This is a genomic window from Micromonospora sp. WMMA1949 (assembly GCF_027460145.1).
Classification (GTDB): domain Bacteria; phylum Actinomycetota; class Actinomycetes; order Mycobacteriales; family Micromonosporaceae; genus Micromonospora.
The window spans coordinates 3,960,676-3,979,900 of record NZ_JAPZBG010000001.1 but is presented as its reverse complement, the minus strand read 5'-3'; the positions used below and the strand labels follow the sequence as shown (position 1 = coordinate 3,979,900).

At 74.1% G+C, this 19,225-nt stretch carries 18 protein-coding genes; 7 read left to right on the top strand and 11 right to left on the bottom strand.

The window, feature by feature from the left end:
• Positions 1 to 49 precede the first annotated feature (49 nt).
• The gene (locus O7607_RS18830) at positions 50 to 505 is read left to right on the top strand and encodes a hypothetical protein (protein WP_269704535.1); all 456 of its coding nucleotides are present in this window, start codon (positions 50 to 52) and stop codon (positions 503 to 505) included.
• Here the strand turns inward: O7607_RS18830 and O7607_RS18825 are convergent, their stop codons facing one another.
• From O7607_RS18825 to O7607_RS18810, 4 genes are all read right to left on the bottom strand, one after another.
• Positions 506 to 1,276 carry a hypothetical protein gene (locus O7607_RS18825; RefSeq protein WP_269704534.1) on the bottom strand — a complete coding sequence of 257 codons (771 nt, stop codon included), beginning with the start codon at positions 1,274 to 1,276 and terminating at the stop codon, positions 506 to 508. It lies immediately after the preceding gene.
• A gap of 108 nt (positions 1,277 to 1,384) precedes the next feature.
• Positions 1,385 to 1,810 carry a nucleoside deaminase gene (locus tag O7607_RS18820; protein WP_194803417.1) on the bottom strand — a complete coding sequence of 142 codons (426 nt, stop codon included), beginning with the start codon at positions 1,808 to 1,810 and terminating at the stop codon, positions 1,385 to 1,387.
• 37 nt (positions 1,811 to 1,847) lie between these two features.
• Positions 1,848 to 2,879 carry a questin oxidase family protein gene (locus O7607_RS18815; RefSeq protein ID WP_269704533.1) on the bottom strand — a complete coding sequence of 344 codons (1,032 nt, stop codon included), beginning with the start codon at positions 2,877 to 2,879 and terminating at the stop codon, positions 1,848 to 1,850.
• A gap of 29 nt (positions 2,880 to 2,908) precedes the next feature.
• The gene (locus tag O7607_RS18810; RefSeq protein ID WP_269704532.1) at positions 2,909 to 3,556 is read right to left on the bottom strand and encodes an MOSC domain-containing protein; all 648 of its coding nucleotides are present in this window, start codon (positions 3,554 to 3,556) and stop codon (positions 2,909 to 2,911) included.
• 129 nt (positions 3,557 to 3,685) lie between these two features.
• On the opposite strand from O7607_RS18810, the gene O7607_RS18805 reads away from it, so the two are divergent.
• Both O7607_RS18805 and O7607_RS18800 read left to right on the top strand, forming a co-directional pair.
• Entirely contained in the window at positions 3,686 to 6,601 is a 2,916-nt protein-coding gene (locus tag O7607_RS18805) for an Hsp70 family protein (protein WP_269704531.1), read from the top strand.
• Positions 6,602 to 6,678: 77 nt separating this feature from the next.
• Positions 6,679 to 8,793, top strand: coding sequence for a M14 family zinc carboxypeptidase (locus tag O7607_RS18800; RefSeq protein ID WP_269704530.1), 2,115 nt, complete (start codon positions 6,679 to 6,681; stop codon positions 8,791 to 8,793).
• Positions 8,794 to 8,860: 67 nt separating this feature from the next.
• Here O7607_RS18800 and O7607_RS18795 read toward each other — a convergent pair whose 3' ends face one another.
• Positions 8,861 to 10,831: a propionyl-CoA synthetase gene (locus tag O7607_RS18795; protein ID WP_269704529.1), complete on the bottom strand. Its 1,971-nt coding sequence runs from the start codon at positions 10,829 to 10,831 to the stop codon at positions 8,861 to 8,863.
• 65 nt (positions 10,832 to 10,896) lie between these two features.
• On the opposite strand from O7607_RS18795, the gene O7607_RS18790 reads away from it, so the two are divergent.
• Together O7607_RS18790 and O7607_RS18785 are read left to right on the top strand one after the other, a co-directional pair.
• Entirely contained in the window at positions 10,897 to 11,148 is a 252-nt protein-coding gene (locus O7607_RS18790; protein ID WP_269704528.1) for a hypothetical protein, read from the top strand.
• Between the two features lie 200 nt (positions 11,149 to 11,348).
• Positions 11,349 to 11,828, top strand: coding sequence for a hypothetical protein (locus O7607_RS18785; protein WP_269704527.1), 480 nt, complete (start codon positions 11,349 to 11,351; stop codon positions 11,826 to 11,828).
• 54 nt (positions 11,829 to 11,882) lie between these two features.
• On the opposite strand, the gene O7607_RS18780 is transcribed toward O7607_RS18785, so the two are convergent.
• Positions 11,883 to 12,425, bottom strand: a complete 543-nt coding sequence (locus O7607_RS18780) for a hypothetical protein (RefSeq protein ID WP_269704526.1) — start codon at positions 12,423 to 12,425, stop codon at positions 11,883 to 11,885.
• Positions 12,426 to 12,523: 98 nt separating this feature from the next.
• Here O7607_RS18780 and O7607_RS18775 point away from each other — a divergent pair, with 98 nt between their 5' ends.
• Positions 12,524 to 13,744, top strand: coding sequence for a GNAT family N-acetyltransferase (locus O7607_RS18775; protein ID WP_269704525.1), 1,221 nt, complete (start codon positions 12,524 to 12,526; stop codon positions 13,742 to 13,744).
• A 385-nt stretch (positions 13,745 to 14,129) separates the two neighbouring features.
• Positions 14,130 to 14,516, top strand: coding sequence for a hypothetical protein (locus O7607_RS18770; RefSeq protein ID WP_269704524.1), 387 nt, complete (start codon positions 14,130 to 14,132; stop codon positions 14,514 to 14,516).
• Positions 14,517 to 14,682: 166 nt separating this feature from the next.
• On the opposite strand, the gene O7607_RS18765 is transcribed toward O7607_RS18770, so the two are convergent.
• The 5 genes from O7607_RS18765 to O7607_RS18745 all read right to left on the bottom strand — a co-directional run bounded on the left by O7607_RS18765 (position 14,683) and on the right by O7607_RS18745 (position 19,193).
• Positions 14,683 to 16,050, bottom strand: a complete 1,368-nt coding sequence (locus O7607_RS18765; protein WP_269706888.1) for an IS1380 family transposase — start codon at positions 16,048 to 16,050, stop codon at positions 14,683 to 14,685.
• Between the two features lie 120 nt (positions 16,051 to 16,170).
• Positions 16,171 to 16,641 carry a ribose-5-phosphate isomerase gene (locus O7607_RS18760; RefSeq protein WP_269704523.1) on the bottom strand — a complete coding sequence of 157 codons (471 nt, stop codon included), beginning with the start codon at positions 16,639 to 16,641 and terminating at the stop codon, positions 16,171 to 16,173.
• A gap of 72 nt (positions 16,642 to 16,713) precedes the next feature.
• Positions 16,714 to 17,913 (bottom strand): DUF1015 family protein, encoded by a 1,200-nt coding sequence (locus O7607_RS18755; RefSeq protein WP_269704522.1) that lies wholly within the window; start codon positions 17,911 to 17,913, stop codon positions 16,714 to 16,716.
• A gap of 133 nt (positions 17,914 to 18,046) precedes the next feature.
• The gene (locus O7607_RS18750; RefSeq protein WP_269704521.1) at positions 18,047 to 18,373 is read right to left on the bottom strand and encodes a hypothetical protein; all 327 of its coding nucleotides are present in this window, start codon (positions 18,371 to 18,373) and stop codon (positions 18,047 to 18,049) included.
• A gap of 196 nt (positions 18,374 to 18,569) precedes the next feature.
• Positions 18,570 to 19,193 carry a mycothiol-dependent nitroreductase Rv2466c family protein gene (locus O7607_RS18745; RefSeq protein WP_269704520.1) on the bottom strand — a complete coding sequence of 208 codons (624 nt, stop codon included), beginning with the start codon at positions 19,191 to 19,193 and terminating at the stop codon, positions 18,570 to 18,572.
• Positions 19,194 to 19,225: the final 32 nt, after the last annotated feature.

Genomic DNA, 19,225 nt, shown 5'->3' with positions numbered 1-19,225 from the left:
GCAGTGGACGTACACGCCGGGAGCCGGCGTGGGACCTCTGCGGTTCGGAATGAGCCACGACGAGGCCGCCGAGGCGCTGCCCGGGTTCGCCGCATCGGTTTCCGTCGCACACCGCGACTTCGACCGGCCGACGAAGGCGGAGTTCCGCAACGCGGGCGTCGCTGCCCACGCCACGGCGGTCACGGCTTATTTCGGCAGGTCAGAGGGCCTGTTCTGCGTAGTCGTCGATGCGCGGTACGGCCCACAGGTGACGCTGGACGGGATCAGCCTGGTCGGACGCGTGCCGTCCCGGCTGGAGGAGCAGTTCCTGAGCTACGTGCTGGCGCGCGGCATCGCGCCGCAGTACGCCCCGGAAGGCGATCCGGCCTCCGACGACCTGGGGATCGTCATGCGCGTCCAGCGGACGGGCGACGTCGTGCTGTCCCGGCCGGTGTTCGCGGTCGTCCGCGAGCGTGCGAACACCCTGTGGGACTGCGTGCCGTACGACGAGTTGTGCGTCCACTGATCAGCCGGCACGGCCAGCCGCGACCGCGTCGGTGGCGGGCACTGCCGGATCCGGTCGCCTCGCGAGGACGATCACGCCGATCAGAAGGAGCACCAGCCAGAACGGCACCAGCACCGGAGCGAGCCCGCGCCAGACGGGCCACACCGGCTCGGCGAGCCGGTGCACGGCCAGGTCCGCCCAGGTGACGACGGCTGCCGGGAACAGGCCGACGGTCACCAGCGTGCCGACCACCAGGGGTACCGGCCGGCGACTCCGCGCCGCCGCCCAGAACAGCGCCGCACCGGCGGCGACGCCGAGCAGGGTGCCGGTGATGGTGGCGATGCGGAACCCTCCGGGAGCGCTCTGCGTGATGCTCAGCCTCGACCCGTATGCCGGATGCGTGAGGGTGACCGTCATACCGTCTCGCTCGGCCCGCCAGCCGTCGCACGATGCTCCCGGCACCCGACGGAGTTCCCGCCACCCGCCCGTCTCGGCGGCACCCCGCATCCGCTCCGACAACGTGCAGTCGGGGCCGTCGCCGTACTGGAACTCGGCCCGGTTACCGCCGAGGTCGTCGGCGGCCAGGAAGACGCCGTACCGGTAGCCGCGCACGGTCGTCGAGCCGCTCGGCTCGACACCGGGGAGCAGTTCGCCGGCCGCGCTCCGAGCTGCCTCAGGGCTCAGCGATAGGGCGCCCCGGCCGCCGTACCAGGACCCGACGGCCAGGCCGGCCGTGCCGAACAGCAGCGCGCCGAGCAGCGCCATCGCGACGTACCCCAGCCGACGCCCCACCGGCCCACCCCCTGTCGCCGTGCGGCACAGCGTAGGCGTCGCACGCCACACGCGGCGCCCCGCAGCGGAGGCGATCTCGGCGCTCAGTCGGAGAAGCGGGCCGATGGCCTAGTAGTGGTCCTCGATCGGCCGCCGCGCCTCGTCGAACAGCGCCGGCCCGTCGTACCGCACCGGACGCGGCGCGGGCGTCGCGGGCTTGACCTGCTCGAACTGCTCGGTGGACAACGCGTACACGACCCGGCCGAGGCCAGATGCGTTGATCGCGACGGTGCACATCGGGCAGGGCTGGCAGCTGGTGTACATGGTGGTGGCGACCGCCGCCTCGGGGGCGAGCTGCCGGGCGGCCCAGCGGGCCAGTTTCAGCTCCGGGTGCGCGGTGACGTCCCGGTCGGAGACCACCGTGTTGTGGTCCTCGATCAGGACGGTGCCGTCCGCGCCGACGAGCAGCGACGCGAACGGCCGCTCGCCGGACGCGCCCGCCCGGTCGGCGAGTTCCACGGCGCGGCGCAGGAACGCTTCGTCGTCGGGTGTCATCGACCCTCCAGGTGTCGGTGGTACCGAGCCGAGGCCGTCAGTCGGCGGCGATCTGCTCGACGGATCGGGCGGCCACGGCAAGCAGGGCCGGGTCACCGCTGCGGGCGTACGCATCGCTCAGGGTGTCGATGAATTTGATCGCGTGCGCGTCCCCGGTGTCCAGCGCCCGCGCCATGGCCTCGTCGAGTTCCGGCCCGGCGGCCGGCGGGAGGGACCGGGCCTCGGCCGGGGCGTAGGCGGCGGTGACGGCGGCGGTCGCCGCCCAGGCGGCGGCCAGGCTCGGCTGCCACAGCGCCGGCGGCAGCGCGCGCAGGGTACGCAGGACGGCGTTCGGCGCGGTGGCGGCGTGCACGAGCATGACCGGGGCGGCGTACCCGTGCGTGCCGTGCCGGAGCACCGCGGCGTCGACGACGGCGGCGAGCCGGGCGGGCACGTCGGCGGCGGCGTCGCCTGGTACGGCGGCCGCGACGGCCGGCCACCGGTCCAGGTCGGCGAGCTGCGCCAGGCGGGACCGGATGCCGAACCGCTGATCGGGTACGCGGGGCACGGCGTCGAGCGCGGATCGGGCGTCGGTTGCTGGGTACGCCCCGGTGCCGGGCGGGGCGAGCGGCTGCCAGCGGGCGGCCCAGTAGGCGAGCCCCTGGCCGAGTTCGGTCACCCGTGGTCCGGTCTCGGCGTCGAGCAGCGCGCGGACGGCGTGGCCGACCCGGATGACACCGTGCGTGGCGCCGGCGGCGATGCCCGGCAGCAGGCGCGGCCACCAGCGGGTCAGCACGTCGCGCCACGGCTCGCCGGCCAGCTCGCGGTCGAAGAGGTCGAGCCAGTCGCCGGTGCGCACCGGGTCGCCCAGCGGGTCGCGCCACTCCTCGGCGGCGATGCGCCGGATGCCACGCGGGCGTTCCTCCAGCCGGTCGGCGTACGCGTCGATCCAGCGGTGCACCGCCTGCCCGTGGCCGTGGCGCACCAGGGCCTCCGCCGCCATCGGCACGTGGTTGGACAGCCACCCGTCGCGCTCGGGACCGGTGTGGCGTACGCGCTCGTACGCCTCGTCGAGTACGGAGTTCAGCACGCCGGCAAGCGTCCGACCTGAAGGCCGGTTCAGGTCAAGCGGCGGCGGATCCGCGCCATGTCCTCCTCGGGCAGCGCGTCGGCGACCAGCAGGCGGGGCAGCAGTTCCGTCTCCAGCGTGACGGCCCGGAACACCAGCGCCACCGTCACGTCGTGGCCGGGCCGGTGCACCACCTCGACCGGGTCTCCGGCCCCGACGCTGCCCGGCGTGACCACCCGCAGGTACGCCCCGGGCCGTACCTGCTCGGTGAACCGCTTGATCCAGCCCTGTTCGCCCAGCCACCCCTGGAACGTGCCGCAGGGGATGCGCGGGCAGGAGACCTCCAGCACCAGGTCCGGACCGATCCGCCACCGCTCGCCGATCAGCGCGCCGTTGACGTCCAGCCCGCTGGTGGTCAGGTTCTCGCCGAAGCTGCCGTCGGCGAGCGGGCGGCCCAGCTCGGCCTCCCAGTGGTCCAGATCCTCCCGGGCGTACGCGTAGACCGCCTGGTCGGTGCCGCCGTGGTGGGCCACGTCGTAGACCCGGTCGCCGGCGAGCCCGACCGCGCCGGTGCCCTTGGGGCCGGGCGCGGTGACGGCGACCCGGCCGTCGACTGGGCGCTTGTCGATGCCGGTGGCGCCGATCCCCTTCCACGGGTTCGGTTGCGGTCGGCCCACGTTGACGGAGATCACCTTCATGACCGCGACGGTATTCGGCCACGGTCCCACCGGCCACCCCATTCCGCCGGGCCGGGTGGGAAGCGGGGCAGCGTGGGCTGCGTACGATGCGGGCCGGACATCCTCGTCGGGTGGTGGAGGTAGCCGCGGATGGCAGGCCAGCAGGACGGTTTCGCCCTCGGCGTGGACCTCGGCACGTCGAACACGGTGGCGGTGCTGCGCTGGCCGGACGGGCGGACCCGGCCGGTGCTCGTCGACGGCCACCCGATCCTGCCGTCCGGCGTGTACGCCGACGCGGACGGTCATCTGCACGTCGGGCGGGACGCGCAGCGCCTGGCCCAGGCCGACCCGGCCGCCTACGAGCCGAACCCGAAGCGCCGGGTCGACGACGAGACGGTGGAGCTGGGCGGGCGGGCGTACCGGCCGGCGGAGCTGCTGGCCGCGACGCTGCGCGCGGTCGCTGACGCGGCGGTGGCGGCGGTCGGGATGCTGCCCCCGGCGGTGGTCACCCATCCGGCGGCCTGGACGCCGGCCCGCCGTCAGGTGCTGCACGACGCGCTGGAACTCGCCGGCTGGCCGGCCGCGGCCGAGCACACGCTGGCCGGGCCGATCGCGCCCGGCACCCGCCTGCTGCGCGAGCCGGTCGCCGCCGCGCGCTACTTCACGCAGGTGCTGCGCCGGCCGGTGCCGGTGGGCGGTGCGGTGGCGGTGTTCGACTTCGGCGGCGGCACGCTCGACGTGGCGGTGCTGCGCAACGAGGGCGCCGACCCGTGGGGCGACTCCGGTTTCCAACTGGTCGCCACCGGCGGGATCCCCGACCTCGGCGGCCTCGACCTGGACGCGGCCCTGCTCGGACGGCTCGGCGAGCTGGTCGGCCCGGCCCACCCCCGCGAGTGGGCCCGGCTGACCGACCCGACGACCACCGCCGAGCGGCGGGACCGCCAGCAGTTGTGGGACAACGTGCGCGGCGCCAAGGAGATGCTGTCCCGGGCCATGGTGGCGCCGGTCGCCGTACCGGGGGTGGAGGCGGCGGTGCCGCTGACCCGCGAGGACTTCGAACGCCTGGCCGCGCCGCTGCTGGCCCGGGCGGTGACGGAGACCCGGGAGGTGACCGCCGCCGCCGGGCTGCGCCCGGAGCAGCTCTCCGGCCTGTTCCTGGTCGGCGGGTCGACCCGGGTGCCGCTGGTGGCCCGGCTGCTGCACGCCGAGTTGGGCATCGCGCCGACGGTGCTGGAACAGCCGGAGATGCCCGTCGCGGAGGGCGCGCTCACCGACCTGCCGCTGCCCCGGCGGCCCGGCCGTCCCGCCGTGCCGGTCCAGGCCGCGCCGGCACCACCCGCGCCGACGCAACCCGAATCGACACGGCCCGCGCCGGCCGCGGGCGAGACCGCCGCCACGGCCCCCGCCGGTGCGACGAGGACGAACCCGACCGCGCCGCTCGGCGGTCCGGACGCGGCGTCCGCCGGACCGCACGGCACGCTGGTCGCCGACGGCCCCGTCCCGCAGACCGCCGCCACGAGGTACGACGGCACGCCGGGCCCGGTTCCGCCCCAGCCCACGAGGTACGACCACATGCCGGCCGCCCACGGGCCGGTTCCGCCCCACCCCGCCGGCTACGGCGTACCCGGACCGTCCGCTCCCCCGCCCGGCGGCTGGCAGCCCGGCGTACCCGGGGCGCCTTTCTCCCCCGCGCCGAACGGCGTCCGGACCGGCGGCGGCCGGCCCCGGCGCGGCCGGTGGATCGCGCTCGGCGCGGGTCTCGTGGTCGTCGCCGTGTCGGCGGCGGTGCTGCTCTGGGTGTTCCGGGACCGGCACCCGGCGCTCGACTTCCACACCGCGGAGCTGGTGAAGACGGTGGCCGCCGGTGACAACCGGCCGGACCAGATGTTCACCGCGACGCTCGGTGACCGCGCCTACCTGGCCCGGTCGCTGCCCGACGGCCACCTCCAGGTGACAGCCGTCGAGGCGGGCACCGGCAAGACGGTCTGGGAGAAGCGGACCGACGCGGCCACGCAGCGGTGGGCGGCGATCCGGGCGCTGCCCGACGGGCTGCTCGTCCTCGGCGACGCCACCGGCAGCGGCACCCCGCGCGTGCTCGCGGTGCTCGACGGCGATTCCGGCAAGCAGCGCTGGCGGACCGACGTGGGCCGCGACGACGCGCTGTTCTTCGGGCCCGACACGGTGGTCCGGGTGGACCGCGACGGCGAGCGCCTCGTCGGGCTGCGGCTGGACGACGGCAGGCAGCGGTGGGAGCGGCGCAACCCGCGCACCGAGTACGGCGACGCGCGCACGAAGGTGCTGCCGGTCGGCACCGGAGCGGCACTGGACGGGCCCGGGGACGCCGAGGGCTCGCCGCTCGCCCCGTGGGCGGGGAAGGCGGACCGGCTGGTACAGGTCGGCGCGGACCGCTCGGTCCGGATCCTGGACCTGCGCAGCGGGAAGATCCTCAAGGAGCGGGGCAACGTGGCCGCTCTCGACGATCCGATGGCCGCCCGCGACGACCGGCTGTACGTGGCGGAGAACGAGCGCGGCCTGCGGCTGCTCGCCTACGACCTGGGCAGCCTCGGCACGCCCGGCGTGCTGTACGAGGCGCCGGAACAGGGCGGCCGGGTGAAGGACCTGGTCACCTGCGGGGAACGTCGCGTGTGCCTGCTGGAGACGCCCAGCAGCGGCGCCGACGGCACCCGGGTGGTGGCGGCGACCGAGGGCGAGGGCACCCGGCAGTGGCCGGCGCCGCGCGCCGAGTCGCTGGTGCCGGTCGGTGAGCACGTGCTGGCCGGGCAGGGCTCAGCGGACGCGGTGACGCTGTTCGCGCCGGACGGCACCGCGGTGCTGCGCGACCGGGACGGCGTCGCGGTCCGGCTGGACGCCGGCAACCTGCTGATCTTCTCCGAGGCACCCAGCGCGTACGAGGACGACCGGGTCCTCGCCGGCACGGCGGTGGACGGAAAGCCGGTCGAGATGGGGCAGCTCAAGCAGATCCGCAGCGAGTCCTGCTCCTGGAACACCGAGATGCTGGTGTGCGGCGCGGACAAGGAGTTCCGGTTGTACCGGTTCGCCGGCTGACCGGAAGTGAGCTTGACAGCGATCGATGCCTCGGCTGGTGTGAACGGCAGAGAGATCGACGTTCGTCAGGAGGCCCCGTGTTCGTCCGACGACGGTGGACCGCACTCGCCACCACCAGCATCCTGATCGCCGCGGCACTGGCCCATCCCGGGCCGGGCGCCGCCGCACCGCCCTCCCCCGCGATCACCCTCGCCCCCACCGAGACCGCGCTGGTCCGCGTGCAGCTCGCCGACCGGGCCCAACTCGACCGCCTGGTGGCCGGCGGCGCCGACCTGGCCAACCGCCCCCGTTCCCGCGACGGCGTGTTGATCACCGACCTGGTCCTCACCGGCCGGCAGCTCGCCGACCTCACCCGGCAGGGGGCCACCGCCGTGCAGGTGGTGCAGCGCGCCGACGACGGCACCCGGCGGATCGCCGAGAGCCGCCGCGCCGCGCAGGACCGCACCCGCGCCGGACTGCGGACGAGCGGCGCCACCGCTGTCGACACGCTCCAGTTCCTCCAGGCGTACTGGTGGACCACCGGCGGCCGGACGTTCCTCCAGGCCCAGGTCGCCACCACTGCCACCGACGACCCGGACGTGGAGATCACGGTGAACTGGCGGGCCGCCGACGGCGCCAGCGGTTCGTTCCCGCTGTACCGCTTCGAGGACTCGGGCGAGTACCAGTACCACTACGCGCTGCCGCAGCCGGTGCCGAGCCGGCCGGTGCAGCTCACCGCCACCTCCACGCTGGGCGGCACGAGCCGGCCGGTGACCCCGTCGCTGTGGCCGAACGCGACCCCGCCGCCGCAGCCCGCCGGCTACCAGAAGGACTTCATCGACGCGTACCTGACGCCGGTCGACATCAAGGCGCGCATTGCCCGGCTCGGCCGCCAGTACCGCGACCTGGTCGACGTTATCGACCTGCCGAACAAGACCCAGGGCTACCGCCGGACCGCCGCCGCCTACCTGGGCGACCCGGCGGCCGCCGCCGTCGTGGTGGAGTCGGTCCGCTTCGGCGACCAGGGCTTCAACGGCGTGCAGGTACGCACCGTCGACCCGGGCCGGCCGAACCGGCCGCTGAGCATGCGCTACCGGGACCGGGTGCTCACCATCTCGCTGGCCACCGACCGCGCGGGCAAGGTGACCAGCACCACCGACGACGTCGCCGCCCTGATCAACGCGCCACGCGGCGCCCGCTTCCGGGCCACCGTGGAGGACGGCTCGGCCGGGCTGCCGATGCCGGTCACCGGGCCGGTACGCCTCGACGACGGGCTGCAGGGCACCGAGGTGCCGGCCGGGCCGTGGACGGTGCAGGCGCTGCGCATCGGCAAGCACCGCGACGGCTCCCGAATCGGCGTGCTGGCGTACTCGCAGGAGCACGCCCGCGAGTGGGCCACCCCGCTCGTCACGCTGGAGTTCGCCGAGCGGCTGCTGGCGAACGCCCGTACCGACGCGGCGACTCGCAAGCTGCTGGAGCAGGTGGACGTGTTCGTCATCCCGACGGTGAACCCGGACGGCGCGAACTACTCGTTCCACGACTACAACTTCCAGCGCAAGAACCTGGTCAACCACTGCACCGGCGCAGCCCGCGACCCGAAGTACCGCACCATGTGGGGCGTCGACGTCAACCGCAACTACACGGTCGGATCCCTGTTCGACGGGTACGTGGGCGCCAGCACGAACTGCCTGTCCGGCAACTACGCGGGCACGGCGGAGCTGTCCGAGCCGGAGAGCCGCAACGTGATCGACCTGGCCAAGGCCCACCCGAACATCAGGTTCGCGATGAACGTGCACTCGTACGGCGGCTACTTCATGTGGCCGCCGGGGGCGTACAAGGCCGACGGGCGAGTGACGCTGCCTCGCCCGTCGATCGACGAGTCGACGCTGTTCCTGGCCAGCGCCCGGCGCATCGTCGGCGCGATCGCGACCGAGCGCGGCACCGTCACCTGGCCGTCGCAGACCGGCCCGGTCGCCGACGTGCTCTACTCGGCGGCCGGCAACTCGGCCGACCAGCTCTACTACGAGCTGGGCATCTTCGCCTGGGACTTCGAGGTCGGAAACGACAGGTGGAACGAGGCCACCGGCCAGTGGGAGGGCGTCGGTTTCCAGCCGCCGTTCGACGAGGCGCACGCCGAGGCGCAGGAGTACGCCGGCGGCCTGGTGGAACTGGTCCGGGTCGCCCGCGACTACGCCGCCGCCAACCGGCGCTGACCGCAAGCGGTCCCCGGCCGGTGGAGTCCGGCCGGGGACCGTCCGGCGTCGTGTCGGCCCGGCCGCGTCACTTCGGGGTGCCGAGATCGCGGAAGACGGTGAGCGCGCCCGGGTCGTCGATGGTCGCCGGGACCGGCTCGTCGCGCCCCTCGACCAGGCCCCGCATGGTGCGCCGCAGGATCTTCCCGGAGCGGGTCTTCGGCAGCGCCGGCACCACAGTCACCCGGCGGAACGCCGCCACCGGGCCGATCCGCTGCCGCACCAGCGCGACCAGCTCGGCGGCGAGCGCGTCCGGGTCCACGTCGGCACCCGCCTTGAGCACCACGTACCCGCTGGGCACCTGCCCCTTGAGCGCGTCCGCCACGCCGATCACCGCGCACTCGGCCACCGCCGGGTGCGTCGCCAGGACCTCCTCCATCGCGCCGGTGGACAGGCGGTGCCCGGCCACGTTGATGACGTCGTCGGTGCGGCCCATCACGTAGAGGTAGCCGTCCTCGTCGAACCGGCCGCCGTCGCCGGTCAGGTAGTGACCGGGGAACGTGGACAGGTAGGAACGGACGAACCGCTCGTCGTCGCCCCAGAGCGTCGGCAGGCAACCGGGCGGCAGCGGCAGCCGGATCACGATCGAACCGTCCGTGCCGGGCGGCACGTCCCGGCCCGCGCCGTCGACCACGCGCACGTCGTAGCCGGGCACCGGCACCGACGGCGAGCCCGGCTTGATCGGCAGCGGCTCCAGGCCGCGCGGGTTGGCCGCCACCGGCCAGCCGGTCTCCGTCTGCCACCAGTTGTCGACCACGGGTACGCCGAGCCGCTGTCCCGCCCAGGCCCAGGTGTCCGGGTCCAGCCGCTCACCGGCGAGGAAGAGGGTACGCAGCGCGCTCAGGTCGTACCGCCCGATGTGCTCGCCGTCCGGGTCCTGGCGGCGGATCGCCCGGATCGCGGTGGGCGCGGTGAACAACGCGGTCACCCGGTGCTCGGCGGCGACCCGCCAGAACGCCCCGGCGTCGGGGGTGCCGACCGGCTTGCCCTCGTAGAGCACGGTGGTCGCGCCGGTGAGCAGCGGCGCGTACACGATGTAGGAGTGGCCGACCACCCAGCCCACGTCGGACGCGGCCCAGAAGACGTCGCCCGGCTCGATGCCGTAGACGTTGCGCATCGACCAGCGCAACGCCACCGCGTGCCCGCCGTTGTCCCGCACCACGCCCTTGGGCCGGCCGGTGGTGCCGGAGGTGTAGAGGACGTAGAGCGGGTCGGTGGCGGCCACCGGCTCGCACGGCGCCGGTTCCGCGTCCGCCATCACCTCGGCCCAGGTCAGGTCGCGGCCGGGCACCAGCGGGGCCGGTTCCTGCGGGCGCTGCACCACGACGCAGCGCTCCGGCGCGTGCGCGGCCTCGTCCAGCGCGGCGGCCAGGATCGGGTGGTACGGCACCACCCGGTCGGCCTCGATACCGCAGGAGGTCGCCACCACCACCTTCGGCCGCGCGTCGTCGATCCGGACGGCCAGTTCGTGCGCGGCGAACCCGCCGAAGACCACCGAGTGCACCGCGCCGATCCGGGCGCAGGCCAGCATGGCGACCACCGCCTCCGGGACCATCGCCAGGTAGAGCAGCACCCGGTCGCCCCGGCCGACGCCGAGCCGGCGCAGCGCACCGGCGAACCGGGCGGTCTCGTCGAGCAGCTCGGCGTAGGTGAGCGTCCGGACCGTGCCGGTCACCGGGCTGTCGTGGATCAGCGCGGGCTGGTCACCACGGCCTGCGGCGACGTGCCGGTCGAGCGCGTTGTGGCAGGTGTTCAGCACCCCGTCGGGGAACCAGCGGTACAGCGGCGCCGCCGTCTCGTCGAGGATGCGCTCCGGCGGGATGACCCAGTCGATGTCGGCCGCCGCGTCCCGCCAGAAGCCGGCCGGGTCGGCGATGCTCCGCTCGTACGCTGATCGATACGCGCCCATGCCGCCATGCTGCTCCGCGGCGCCGGACCGGCACGACGGCCGGGCGGGGTCGGTGCGCCGGAAGCACGCCCCGGCTCGCTGAACGGCCACTCACGGCGGTGGGTGGTACCGCCCTCGGCTGTTTTTGTCGGCCCCGGCCGGGGTAGGGCGGGCACATGGAGACGAACACGAAGGCGTACCTGGTGGGCGGTCCCCGCGACGGCAGCAGCCAGGACGCGGACGGCAAGGCCCTGGTGGAGATCGAGATCGACGGCATGATCCACCGCTACATCCGGACCACGAAGCAGCACGGCGACGACGGCGTGGTCTACAACTACGACGGCATGGTGGCCCCGGGCGGCGGTGAGCCCGGCGTCGAGGACCCGGCGGCCCGGGTCGCGTCGCCGAAGGCCGACGAGCAACGGTGACCGCTCAGCCCAACGGGCGACGGATGAAGCCCGCCGGGCGGGGTAAGGCAGCACGGTCCTGGTGGAGCGACGACCGGCGTCGCGGCGTACCGCGGCCGGGCGCGGGCGGGCGGCACGGATGCCGCCCGCCCGCGCGTCCCGCGAACCACCCCGGCAAACCGAGTTTGATCAATGACGGGCATCGACTAGCGTGCCCAGACGTGAAAACCAACCGGATCATCCCGATCCTTCTGACCTGCGCCGTGCTGGGCCTCGCCGCGTGCGCCGACGAGAAGCCCTCGACCACGGCCGGGCCGGCGACCACGTCGGCCTCCGCGGCCCCCTCCACGGCGGCGCCCTCGCCGTCGGCGGCCGCCATGAGCGACAAGGACCTCTGCACCGCCGCGGAGAAGATCAACAAGGACATGCGGACGAAGCTCATGGCCGTCGTGCAGGGGGGCGGCGACCTGACGAAGCAGACCGGCGCGATCCTGACCGAACTCGGCGACCGGGTCACCACGCTGGCCGGGACCGCCGGTGACGGCAAGGCGGCCACCGCGCTGAAGGAGTTCGGCGCGGAGGCCGGCAAGGCCGGCTCGGCCGCCGACCCGGGCACCGCCGCCGACAACCCCGCCATGGAGAAGGCCAGCAAGGACATCAACGCCGCCTGCAAGGCGGCCGGCGCGCCGACCACCTTCTGACGCCGACGCCCCGGGTCGTCCGTCCGGCGCCTACCGGACGGACGACCGGTCGGCTCAGTTGCCGGTCACCCAGTTCCAGGCGGAGACCACCCACTCGGTCTGCTGGAGGTATGCCACACCCACGCCGACCAGGAACAACGCGGTCACCAGGTGGGCGCCCTTGGCGCTGCGGCGCACCCGGCCGAGCTGCCGCTCCAGGATCAACCGGCCGAGCAGCCGGGCCAGCGCGAACAGGCCGACTGCGGTGAGCAGGCTGAGCACGAACGTGAGCAGCGGGGCGACCAGGTTGCCCCGGCCGGAGATCGCCCAGATGCCCCAGCACACGAACGCGAACAGGGCGCCGGCCGCGCTCAACTCCCCGCCCTTGCGCGCCTGGGCCAGGTGCCAGCTCATCGGCCGGCGCGGCGCCGGCTCGGCGGCCCACTCGCCGTGCTGCTCGACGGTCGGGAACTGCTCGGTGCGGGGCGTACGCGACGCGCGCGGCTGACCGACCGCCGCCACCCCGCGCTGGAACGCGTCCCGCTGCGGGGGCACCACCCCCGGCTGCGGGGGCACCTCCACGGTGCGCTCGGCCCACGGCTGTGTCTGGTCCGCCATCCTCGTCCTCCCCCTCGGCCGATCCCGGCCTCGCTTCCGAGGGTAGCCAGCCCGCAAATAGGGTGCCGACCCCCATCGCGGTGCGATACACACGTGCCGTGACTGACGTGCTGGTATCCCGAGCTGAGGACTTCGACGACATCGCGGCGCTGCTGGCGCTGGCCTTCCACGGCGATCTCGACCCCGACGTGCAGGCGCTCGAACGCCCGATCTTCGAGCCGGACCGGTCGTTGCTCGTCCGCGACGGCGGCACGATCGTGGCGAACGCCGCCGCGTTCAGCCGCGAGCTCGCGGTACCCGGCGCGAACGTGCCGGCCGCGCACGTGACGATGGTCGCGGTCGCGCCGACGCACCGGCGGCGCGGCCTGCTCACCACGCTGATGCACCGCCAGCTGCGCGACGTCCGCGACGCCGGCCGGGAACCGGTCGCGGTGCTCTGGGCCAGCGAGGGGCGCATCTACCCCCGGTTCGGGTACGGGTCGGCGGCCCCGCGCTACGTGCTGTCCGTGGACACCACCGGGCTGCGCCTGCCCGACCCGGCACCCACCGAGGGCAGGCTGCGCCTGGACCGTCCGGACGCGCACCGGGACGAGCTGGCCCGGTTGTACGAGCGGGTCCGCGCCGGGCGTCCCGGCTGGTCCCGGCGCGACGAGCGCTGGTGGTCGTACGTGCTGGCGGACCTCAAGGCGCACCGGGGCGGGGCCACCGAACGCCGGGTGCTGCTGCACGAGGGCGCCGACGGCCTCGACGGGTACGCCCTCTACCGGACCAAGGACGGCTCGACGGCCGTCGGGCCGCAGGCCGAGGTGCACGTCGGCGAGGTGGTGGCGGCGACGCCGGAGGCGTACACGGCGCTGTGGCGGTTGCTGCTCTCGGTCGACCTGACCCGGCGGCTGTCGTTCCCGATCGCGGCCCTGGACGAGCCGCTGCTGCGGCTGGTGGACGAGCCCCGACAGCTCTCCCCGCAGCTCTCCGACGCGCTCTGGGTACGGGTGGTGGACGTGCCGGCCGCGCTCGCCGCCCGCCGCTACGCCACCGACGTCGACGTGGTGATCGAGGTCACCGACGACCTGCTGAAGGAGAACGCCGGCCGCTGGCGGCTGGTCGGCGGACTCGACGGCGCCCAGTACACGCCCACCACGGCCCCGGCCGGGCTGGCGTGTGACGTACGCGCCCTCGGTGAGCTGTACCTCGGCGGCGTGAACCTGTCGGCGCTGGCCGCCGCCGGCCGCGTCCGGGAGCTGATCCCGCACACCCTGGCCACCGTCACCCCGGCCTTCACCTGGCACCGCGCCCCCTCCCCCATGGAGGTCTTCTGACCGCCCGCCCCGCACCCCTCCCCGCCCACCCCAGCCCACCCCAGCCCGGCTGGCCCGGCTGGCCCGGCTGGCCCGCGCGATCATGAAGTTAGCGGCGCGGATCGTCCGATTTATTCCGGCTAACTTCATGATCGCGCGGGGGCGGGGGCCGGGGACATGGGGCGCGCACGCCCGTCGGGGGACTCGTCGGCGCGCGCCTCGTCGACCTTGGAGTTGTGGCACCTCACATACCTCGCTGACCGGGCACTCCGGGCGCCACAACTCCAAGATCGACGGAGGCCGGCGGGATCGGGTGTGCCGGGAGCGGGTATGAGACGGCTGGGTCAGCGGGCCGCGCGGGGTGCTAGCGGCGCGCGGGTGGGCTCGGGGACGGTACGGTCGGGGGATGGGTGAGGCGGAGCGACGGCGACGGCGGCTGCGGCATCACGGCGACACCGGCACCCCGGCCGACGCCGAGAGTGCCGGCGCCGACGGGAGCACCGCGAGCACCACGCCCGTACACGACGACGTGGCGCCCCGATCCGCGCGCGGCGGCCGGCCGGGCGAGCCGGAGCCCCGTGGGCGGCGCGGCTCCGCGCCCGCCGAGGAGGGCGAGCGCGGGCTGCGCGGGCTGGTCGGCTCCGGCTCGTCGCAGGTGAGCGTCACGGCCGCGCTGCGGGCACGGGACGCGGCCCGTCCCACCGAGGACGACCTCGCCGAGGCCGAACAGCGGGTGGTGCTCATCCGCCGCAACTGGGTGCCGCGCGAGGAACTGCCCCGCAACGGGCGGTGAGCCCGCGGAGGTCCGCTCAGCCTGAATCCACCGGTGGTTGGTGAGATGGGCGTGTCGGTGCGTGGGATTGACTGTTGCTGATGGGTGGGAGTGCTGGGCAGGGTAGGTCTGCCGGTCTGCCCGGCTTGCTCCGTGGTCCTGGTCGTGGTGGTCGGTGTTGGTGTGGTCAGCCGGCGGGTGGGGGCAGGCTGCGGATGCGGTGCAGGGCGTTGAGGAGCGTGTCGGCCCAGGGCCAGGCGCGGGGTAGGTGCAGGTGGAGGCGGCGGGCGGTGCGGGTGAGGCGTGCGCCGACGGTGTAGATCTTGCGGCGGATGGTCTTCGCCGTGACGCGGGGCAGGCCGAGGCCGAGGCGGGCGGTCCAGCGGGTCAGGTTGTGGGCGATGGTGTTCAGGACCAGCCAGGCGGCGTTGCCGCCGAAGCTTTTGGTGGGCAGGTGGGCCAGGCCCATGCCGTGTTTGAGGTCGCGGATGGCCAGTTCGACTTCGGCGTGGCGGCGGTGGTCGGCTTCCAGGTCGAGCATCGGTCCGTCGCGGTCGGTGATGAACGGGTGGTAGTCGTAGACGGGGAACAGTGCCTGCTGGGTGGCGCGGCCGGTGTTGCGGGCCAACGCGTCGGTGCAGGGGGTGCGGCGCACGATCAGCCGGACCGGGGCCGGGTCGGGTCGGTCGTGGCCGCGGGTGTCCTGGGTGAACGGGGTCCAGGCGATCTCGGTGACGGCGGCGCCGGGTAGGAAGTAGTCGATCGGGGTCCACGCGTCCTCGTCGATGGCGGGGATGACGTGCTTCAGGTTGCCGATCATGCGGGCGCCGATGGAGAACCGCACCCCGGCGGCCCGGCAGGCGGCGACCACGTCGTGCAGGTAGAACCCGGAGTCCATCCGCAGAACCAGTTCCCCGGCTGCGCCGGCGGCCCGCATACGGCCGATGGTCTCCTTGATGAACACCGGCGCGGCGGTGGCGTCGTTGGACCGGCCCCTTCGCAGCCGGGCGTGCGCGACGTCGCCGGTGCCGGCGATCACCGCGAGCAGAGGGTGATAGCCCCGCCGGCCAGTGCGCATCACCTCCCGCGCGCCGGCCTTGCCCAACCCGAACGTCTCACACAGCGTGGAGTCGATGTCCACCGTCACCGACTCGGTCAGGCCAGGTGACGCCCCCACGGTCACCGCCCGGGCCAGCAACCGACGGGCGACCACATCGAGTTGCCGGGCGTGATTGAACCCGAACGCCCGCAGAAACGACCCGACCGTCGAGGGCGCCGCCACCCGGTGACCTAGAACCGCCTGGGTCGACCCCGCCCGCAACGCGGCCACATCATCGATGCAGTCCCCACCGGCCAGCAGCGAGTGGATCACCGTCAGGCACTTGTCGTCCGGATGTGCGCCCAGACTGCCCGGCACCGTCACATGCTCCCGCAACAGCCCCGGCAGACCCAGCCGCTGCCCCAACGACGCCGCCACCAGCAGACCCGCATCCGACACGGCATTACCGTCATCCGCGCTGACAACGAGCCGATCCAAGCTGTGCGATGCTGACACCACGAGGGTGCTCCTTGCGTAGGTGAATCATTGGTGTGGTAACCACGATTTTCCCTGCTCAGGAAGCACCCTCACTCGTTCAACACGCCCTACCCCGACCACACCCCGGTGGATTCAGGCTCAGGCGGGCAGCTCGGGCAGGCGGCGGCTCTGCTCGTAGGCGGCCACCTGATCGATGCGCCGGCTGTGCCGGGGGTTGCCGGAGAACGGCGTGGTGAGGAACGCCTCGACGAGCGCAGTCGCCTCGTCCAGCGTGTGCTGCCGGGCACCGATCGCGACGATGTTGGCGTCGTTGTGCTCGCGGGCGAGCTGCGCGGTGTCGACGTTCCAGGCGAGCGCCGCCCGGACGCCCGCGACCTTGTTCGAGGCGATCTGCTCGCCGTTGCCGGAGCCGCCGATCACCACGCCGAGACTGCCCGGGTCACCGACCACCCGGTCGCCGGTGTGCAGGCAGAACGCCGGGTAGTCGTCGTCCGGGTCGAAGACGTGCGGTCCCACGTCCACCACCTCGTAGCCCTGCTTGGCCAGGTGGTTGGCGAGGTGCACCTTCAACTCGAAACCGGCGTGGTCGGATCCCAGGTAGACGCGCATACCGCGCAGTCTGACAGGCCCGCCTCCGGGCCGGCGCGCGGGCGGCGACCCGGAGGCGGATTCGTCACACGGTCAGTGCGGCAGCTCGGCCACCACCAGGCCGGCCCGCGCCTTCGGGGTGAACCAGGTGCTCTTGCGCGGCATCTTCTCCCGGGCCAGGTTCACCGCGACGAAGTCGTCCACGGTCACCGGCGCGACGAGCACCGCCAGCTCGGCCCGGCCGGCGTCGACCTCACCGACGAGCCAGCTCGCCGGGTAGTCGCCGCCCACGTACGTGATCCGCTTGTCGCCCGGGTCGAGGCCCAGCGCGTCGCGCAGCAGCAGGCGCTCGACGAGCGCGTGGTCGAGGTTCTCCAGCCGGCCGGCGCCGACGTGCGGCAGCGTCACCGCGTACCCCCGGCCGCCGAGGTAGAGGTGCACCACGCCGCCGGTGGCCGGCACGTCCACCGGGCCGTCCACCGGGGTGACCTCCGCGCCCGCGGCGTGCAGCCGGTCGAGCAGCTCGTCCGGCGTGGTGGTCAGCTCGCTGACCAGCCGGTTGTAGGGCTGGATGGCGACCGACGCGGGCGTGGTGACCACCGCCAGGAAGCGCGGGAAACCGCCGGTCTGCGCGGCCAGGCTGCGGTGGTTGCCGTCCGCGACCACCAGCTCCCCGCCGCCGGCGAGCGCGGTCAGCTCGTCCTGCGCCGGGCCCGGGCCGAGCAGCCAGATCGCGTGCGTGCGACCGGACTGGTCGACGTCGGTCGCGGCGGGAGCGCCGGCCGCTTCGGTCGCCGCCGCGAGCGCGGCGTGCAGCTCGTCGCCCTTGCCGGTCTGGAGCAGGAGTACGGGCGAGAGCAGGTGACCGAGCGCCTCGGCCAGCGCGACGCGCTCACGCACCTTGGCGATGAACACGTCCTCGTTGCGGATCACCAGACCCGGCTCGTCGGCGCGGGTGGAGATCTGGTCGGTGTCGACCATCGCCCACAGCCCGTACGCGCTCTCCTCACCCGGCGCGCTGATCCGGTAGAGCACCACCACCTGCTCGGCCGGCGTGTAGCTGCCGTCCGCCTTCGCCTCGCCCAGGCGCGCCACCGCGTCCGGCAGCGCGTCGAGGAAGGACTTCCCGAGGCTGCCGGGCGCCCGGTGGGGCATCTCGATGCCCAGGGCGCTGTGCGGATTCGCCTCGACGATGGCGGTGATCTCCGCGTCGTCGGCGAACTCGTCGTAGTTCTGCGCGCCGGTGCCGCCAGTGGTGATCCAGGCCCGGGCGATCGGATGCACGACCGTCATGTCCGCTGACGCTACCCGGGCCCCGATCGCCGCCGCCGCCGGACTCACCCGCTTACCACCAGGTGAAAGGAAGGGCCCCTTGTTAACGCCTCCGGTAGAGGAAGGGCCCCTTCTTAACGCCGGGGAGGGCAGCTCAGGCGGTGGGGTTGCGGTGCCGGCCCGGGGCCGGGCGGCGCACCGGCGGGCCGGGGCGGGAGCCGGCGTTGAGGCGTACCGTCGTCGCACCGGCGGCGGCCGGGTGGGCGGCGGCGCCGGGCCGCGACGGCGCGCGGCCGGGCCGGACGGTCTCGCCCGGCGGTGTCATCCGCGACGTGGCCACCACCCGGGCCACGCCGACCACGATCGGCGGGGCCAGCAGGTCGGCCACGTCGGCCGGGCCGGCCGGCCAGTCGCTCTCGGTCACCGACCAGTACGTCGCGCCGGAGTCCTCGGTCGCCTGCTGCGGCGCGTCGTCGGACATGCGGCGGTGCTTGGCCATGGGAACGCCTCCAGGAGCTGCCGTGCTGCGGCCCCGCGGGCCGTCGGCTGGGACACCCGGTGAAACGAGCCCCGCACCGGCCCGGTGACGGGCGGTGCGGGGCTCGGGGTGCGGTGCCGGTGTCAAGAAGGGGCCCTTCCTCTACCGGAGGCGTTAAGAAGGGGCCCTTCCTTACCCCTCAGTCGAAGATGGGGCCCTGCTCCCGGGTGCGCTTCAGCTCGTAGAAGCCGGGGGTGGCGGCGACCAGCAGGACGCCGTCCCAGAGCCGGCCGGCCGCCTCGCCCTTCGGCGCCGGCGTGATCACCGGGCCGAAGAACGCGACCTGCTTGCCGTCCGGGCCGGGCGCGTGGATCACCGGGGTGCCCACGTCGGTGCCGACCGGCCGCATACCGGCTTCGTGGCTGGCCCGCAGCGCGTCGTCGTACTGGGTGGACTCGGCCGCGTCGGCGAGCGCCGGGTCCAGGCCGACGTCGATGAGCGCGCCGGCGAGCATGTCCCGGCCCAGCTCCTCCTTGCGGAGGTGGATCCGGGTGCCCATCGCGGTGTAGAGCTTCGCCAGCGTCTCGGCGCCGTGCGCCTGCTCGACGGCGATGCACACCCGCACCGGGCCCCAGCCCTTGCGCATCAGGTCCTGGTACTCCTCCGGCAGTTCACGGCCGTCGTTGAGCACGGACAGGCTCATCACGTGGAACCGGATGTCCACGTCCCGGACCTGCTCGACCTCCAGCAGCCAACGGGAGGTGATCCACGCCCACGGGCACAGCGGGTCGAACCACATGTCCGCGGTGACACGTTCGGTCACTGTGTCTTCCCTTCACGACATCGTCGCGCCGG

Bases quoted from the DNA above. Each gene is read 5' to 3' on its own strand.
- O7607_RS18780 (WP_269704526.1), bottom strand. From the start codon at position 12,425: ATGGCGGACCAGACACAGCCGTGGGCCGAGCGCACCGTGGAGGTGCCC.
- O7607_RS18830 (WP_269704535.1), top strand. From the start codon at position 50: ATGAGCCACGACGAGGCCGCCGAGGCGCTGCCCGGGTTCGCCGCATCG.
- O7607_RS18805 (WP_269704531.1), top strand. From the start codon at position 3,686: ATGGCAGGCCAGCAGGACGGTTTCGCCCTCGGCGTGGACCTCGGCACG.
- O7607_RS18790 (WP_269704528.1), top strand. From the start codon at position 10,897: ATGGAGACGAACACGAAGGCGTACCTGGTGGGCGGTCCCCGCGACGGC.
- O7607_RS18755 (WP_269704522.1), bottom strand. From the start codon at position 17,913: ATGACGGTCGTGCATCCGATCGCCCGGGCCTGGATCACCACTGGCGGC.
- O7607_RS18810 (WP_269704532.1), bottom strand. From the start codon at position 3,556: ATGAAGGTGATCTCCGTCAACGTGGGCCGACCGCAACCGAACCCGTGG.
- O7607_RS18820 (WP_194803417.1), bottom strand. From the start codon at position 1,810: ATGACACCCGACGACGAAGCGTTCCTGCGCCGCGCCGTGGAACTCGCC.
- O7607_RS18750 (WP_269704521.1), bottom strand. From the start codon at position 18,373: ATGTCCGACGACGCGCCGCAGCAGGCGACCGAGGACTCCGGCGCGACG.
- O7607_RS18770 (WP_269704524.1), top strand. From the start codon at position 14,130: ATGGGTGAGGCGGAGCGACGGCGACGGCGGCTGCGGCATCACGGCGAC.
- O7607_RS18760 (WP_269704523.1), bottom strand. From the start codon at position 16,641: ATGCGCGTCTACCTGGGATCCGACCACGCCGGTTTCGAGTTGAAGGTG.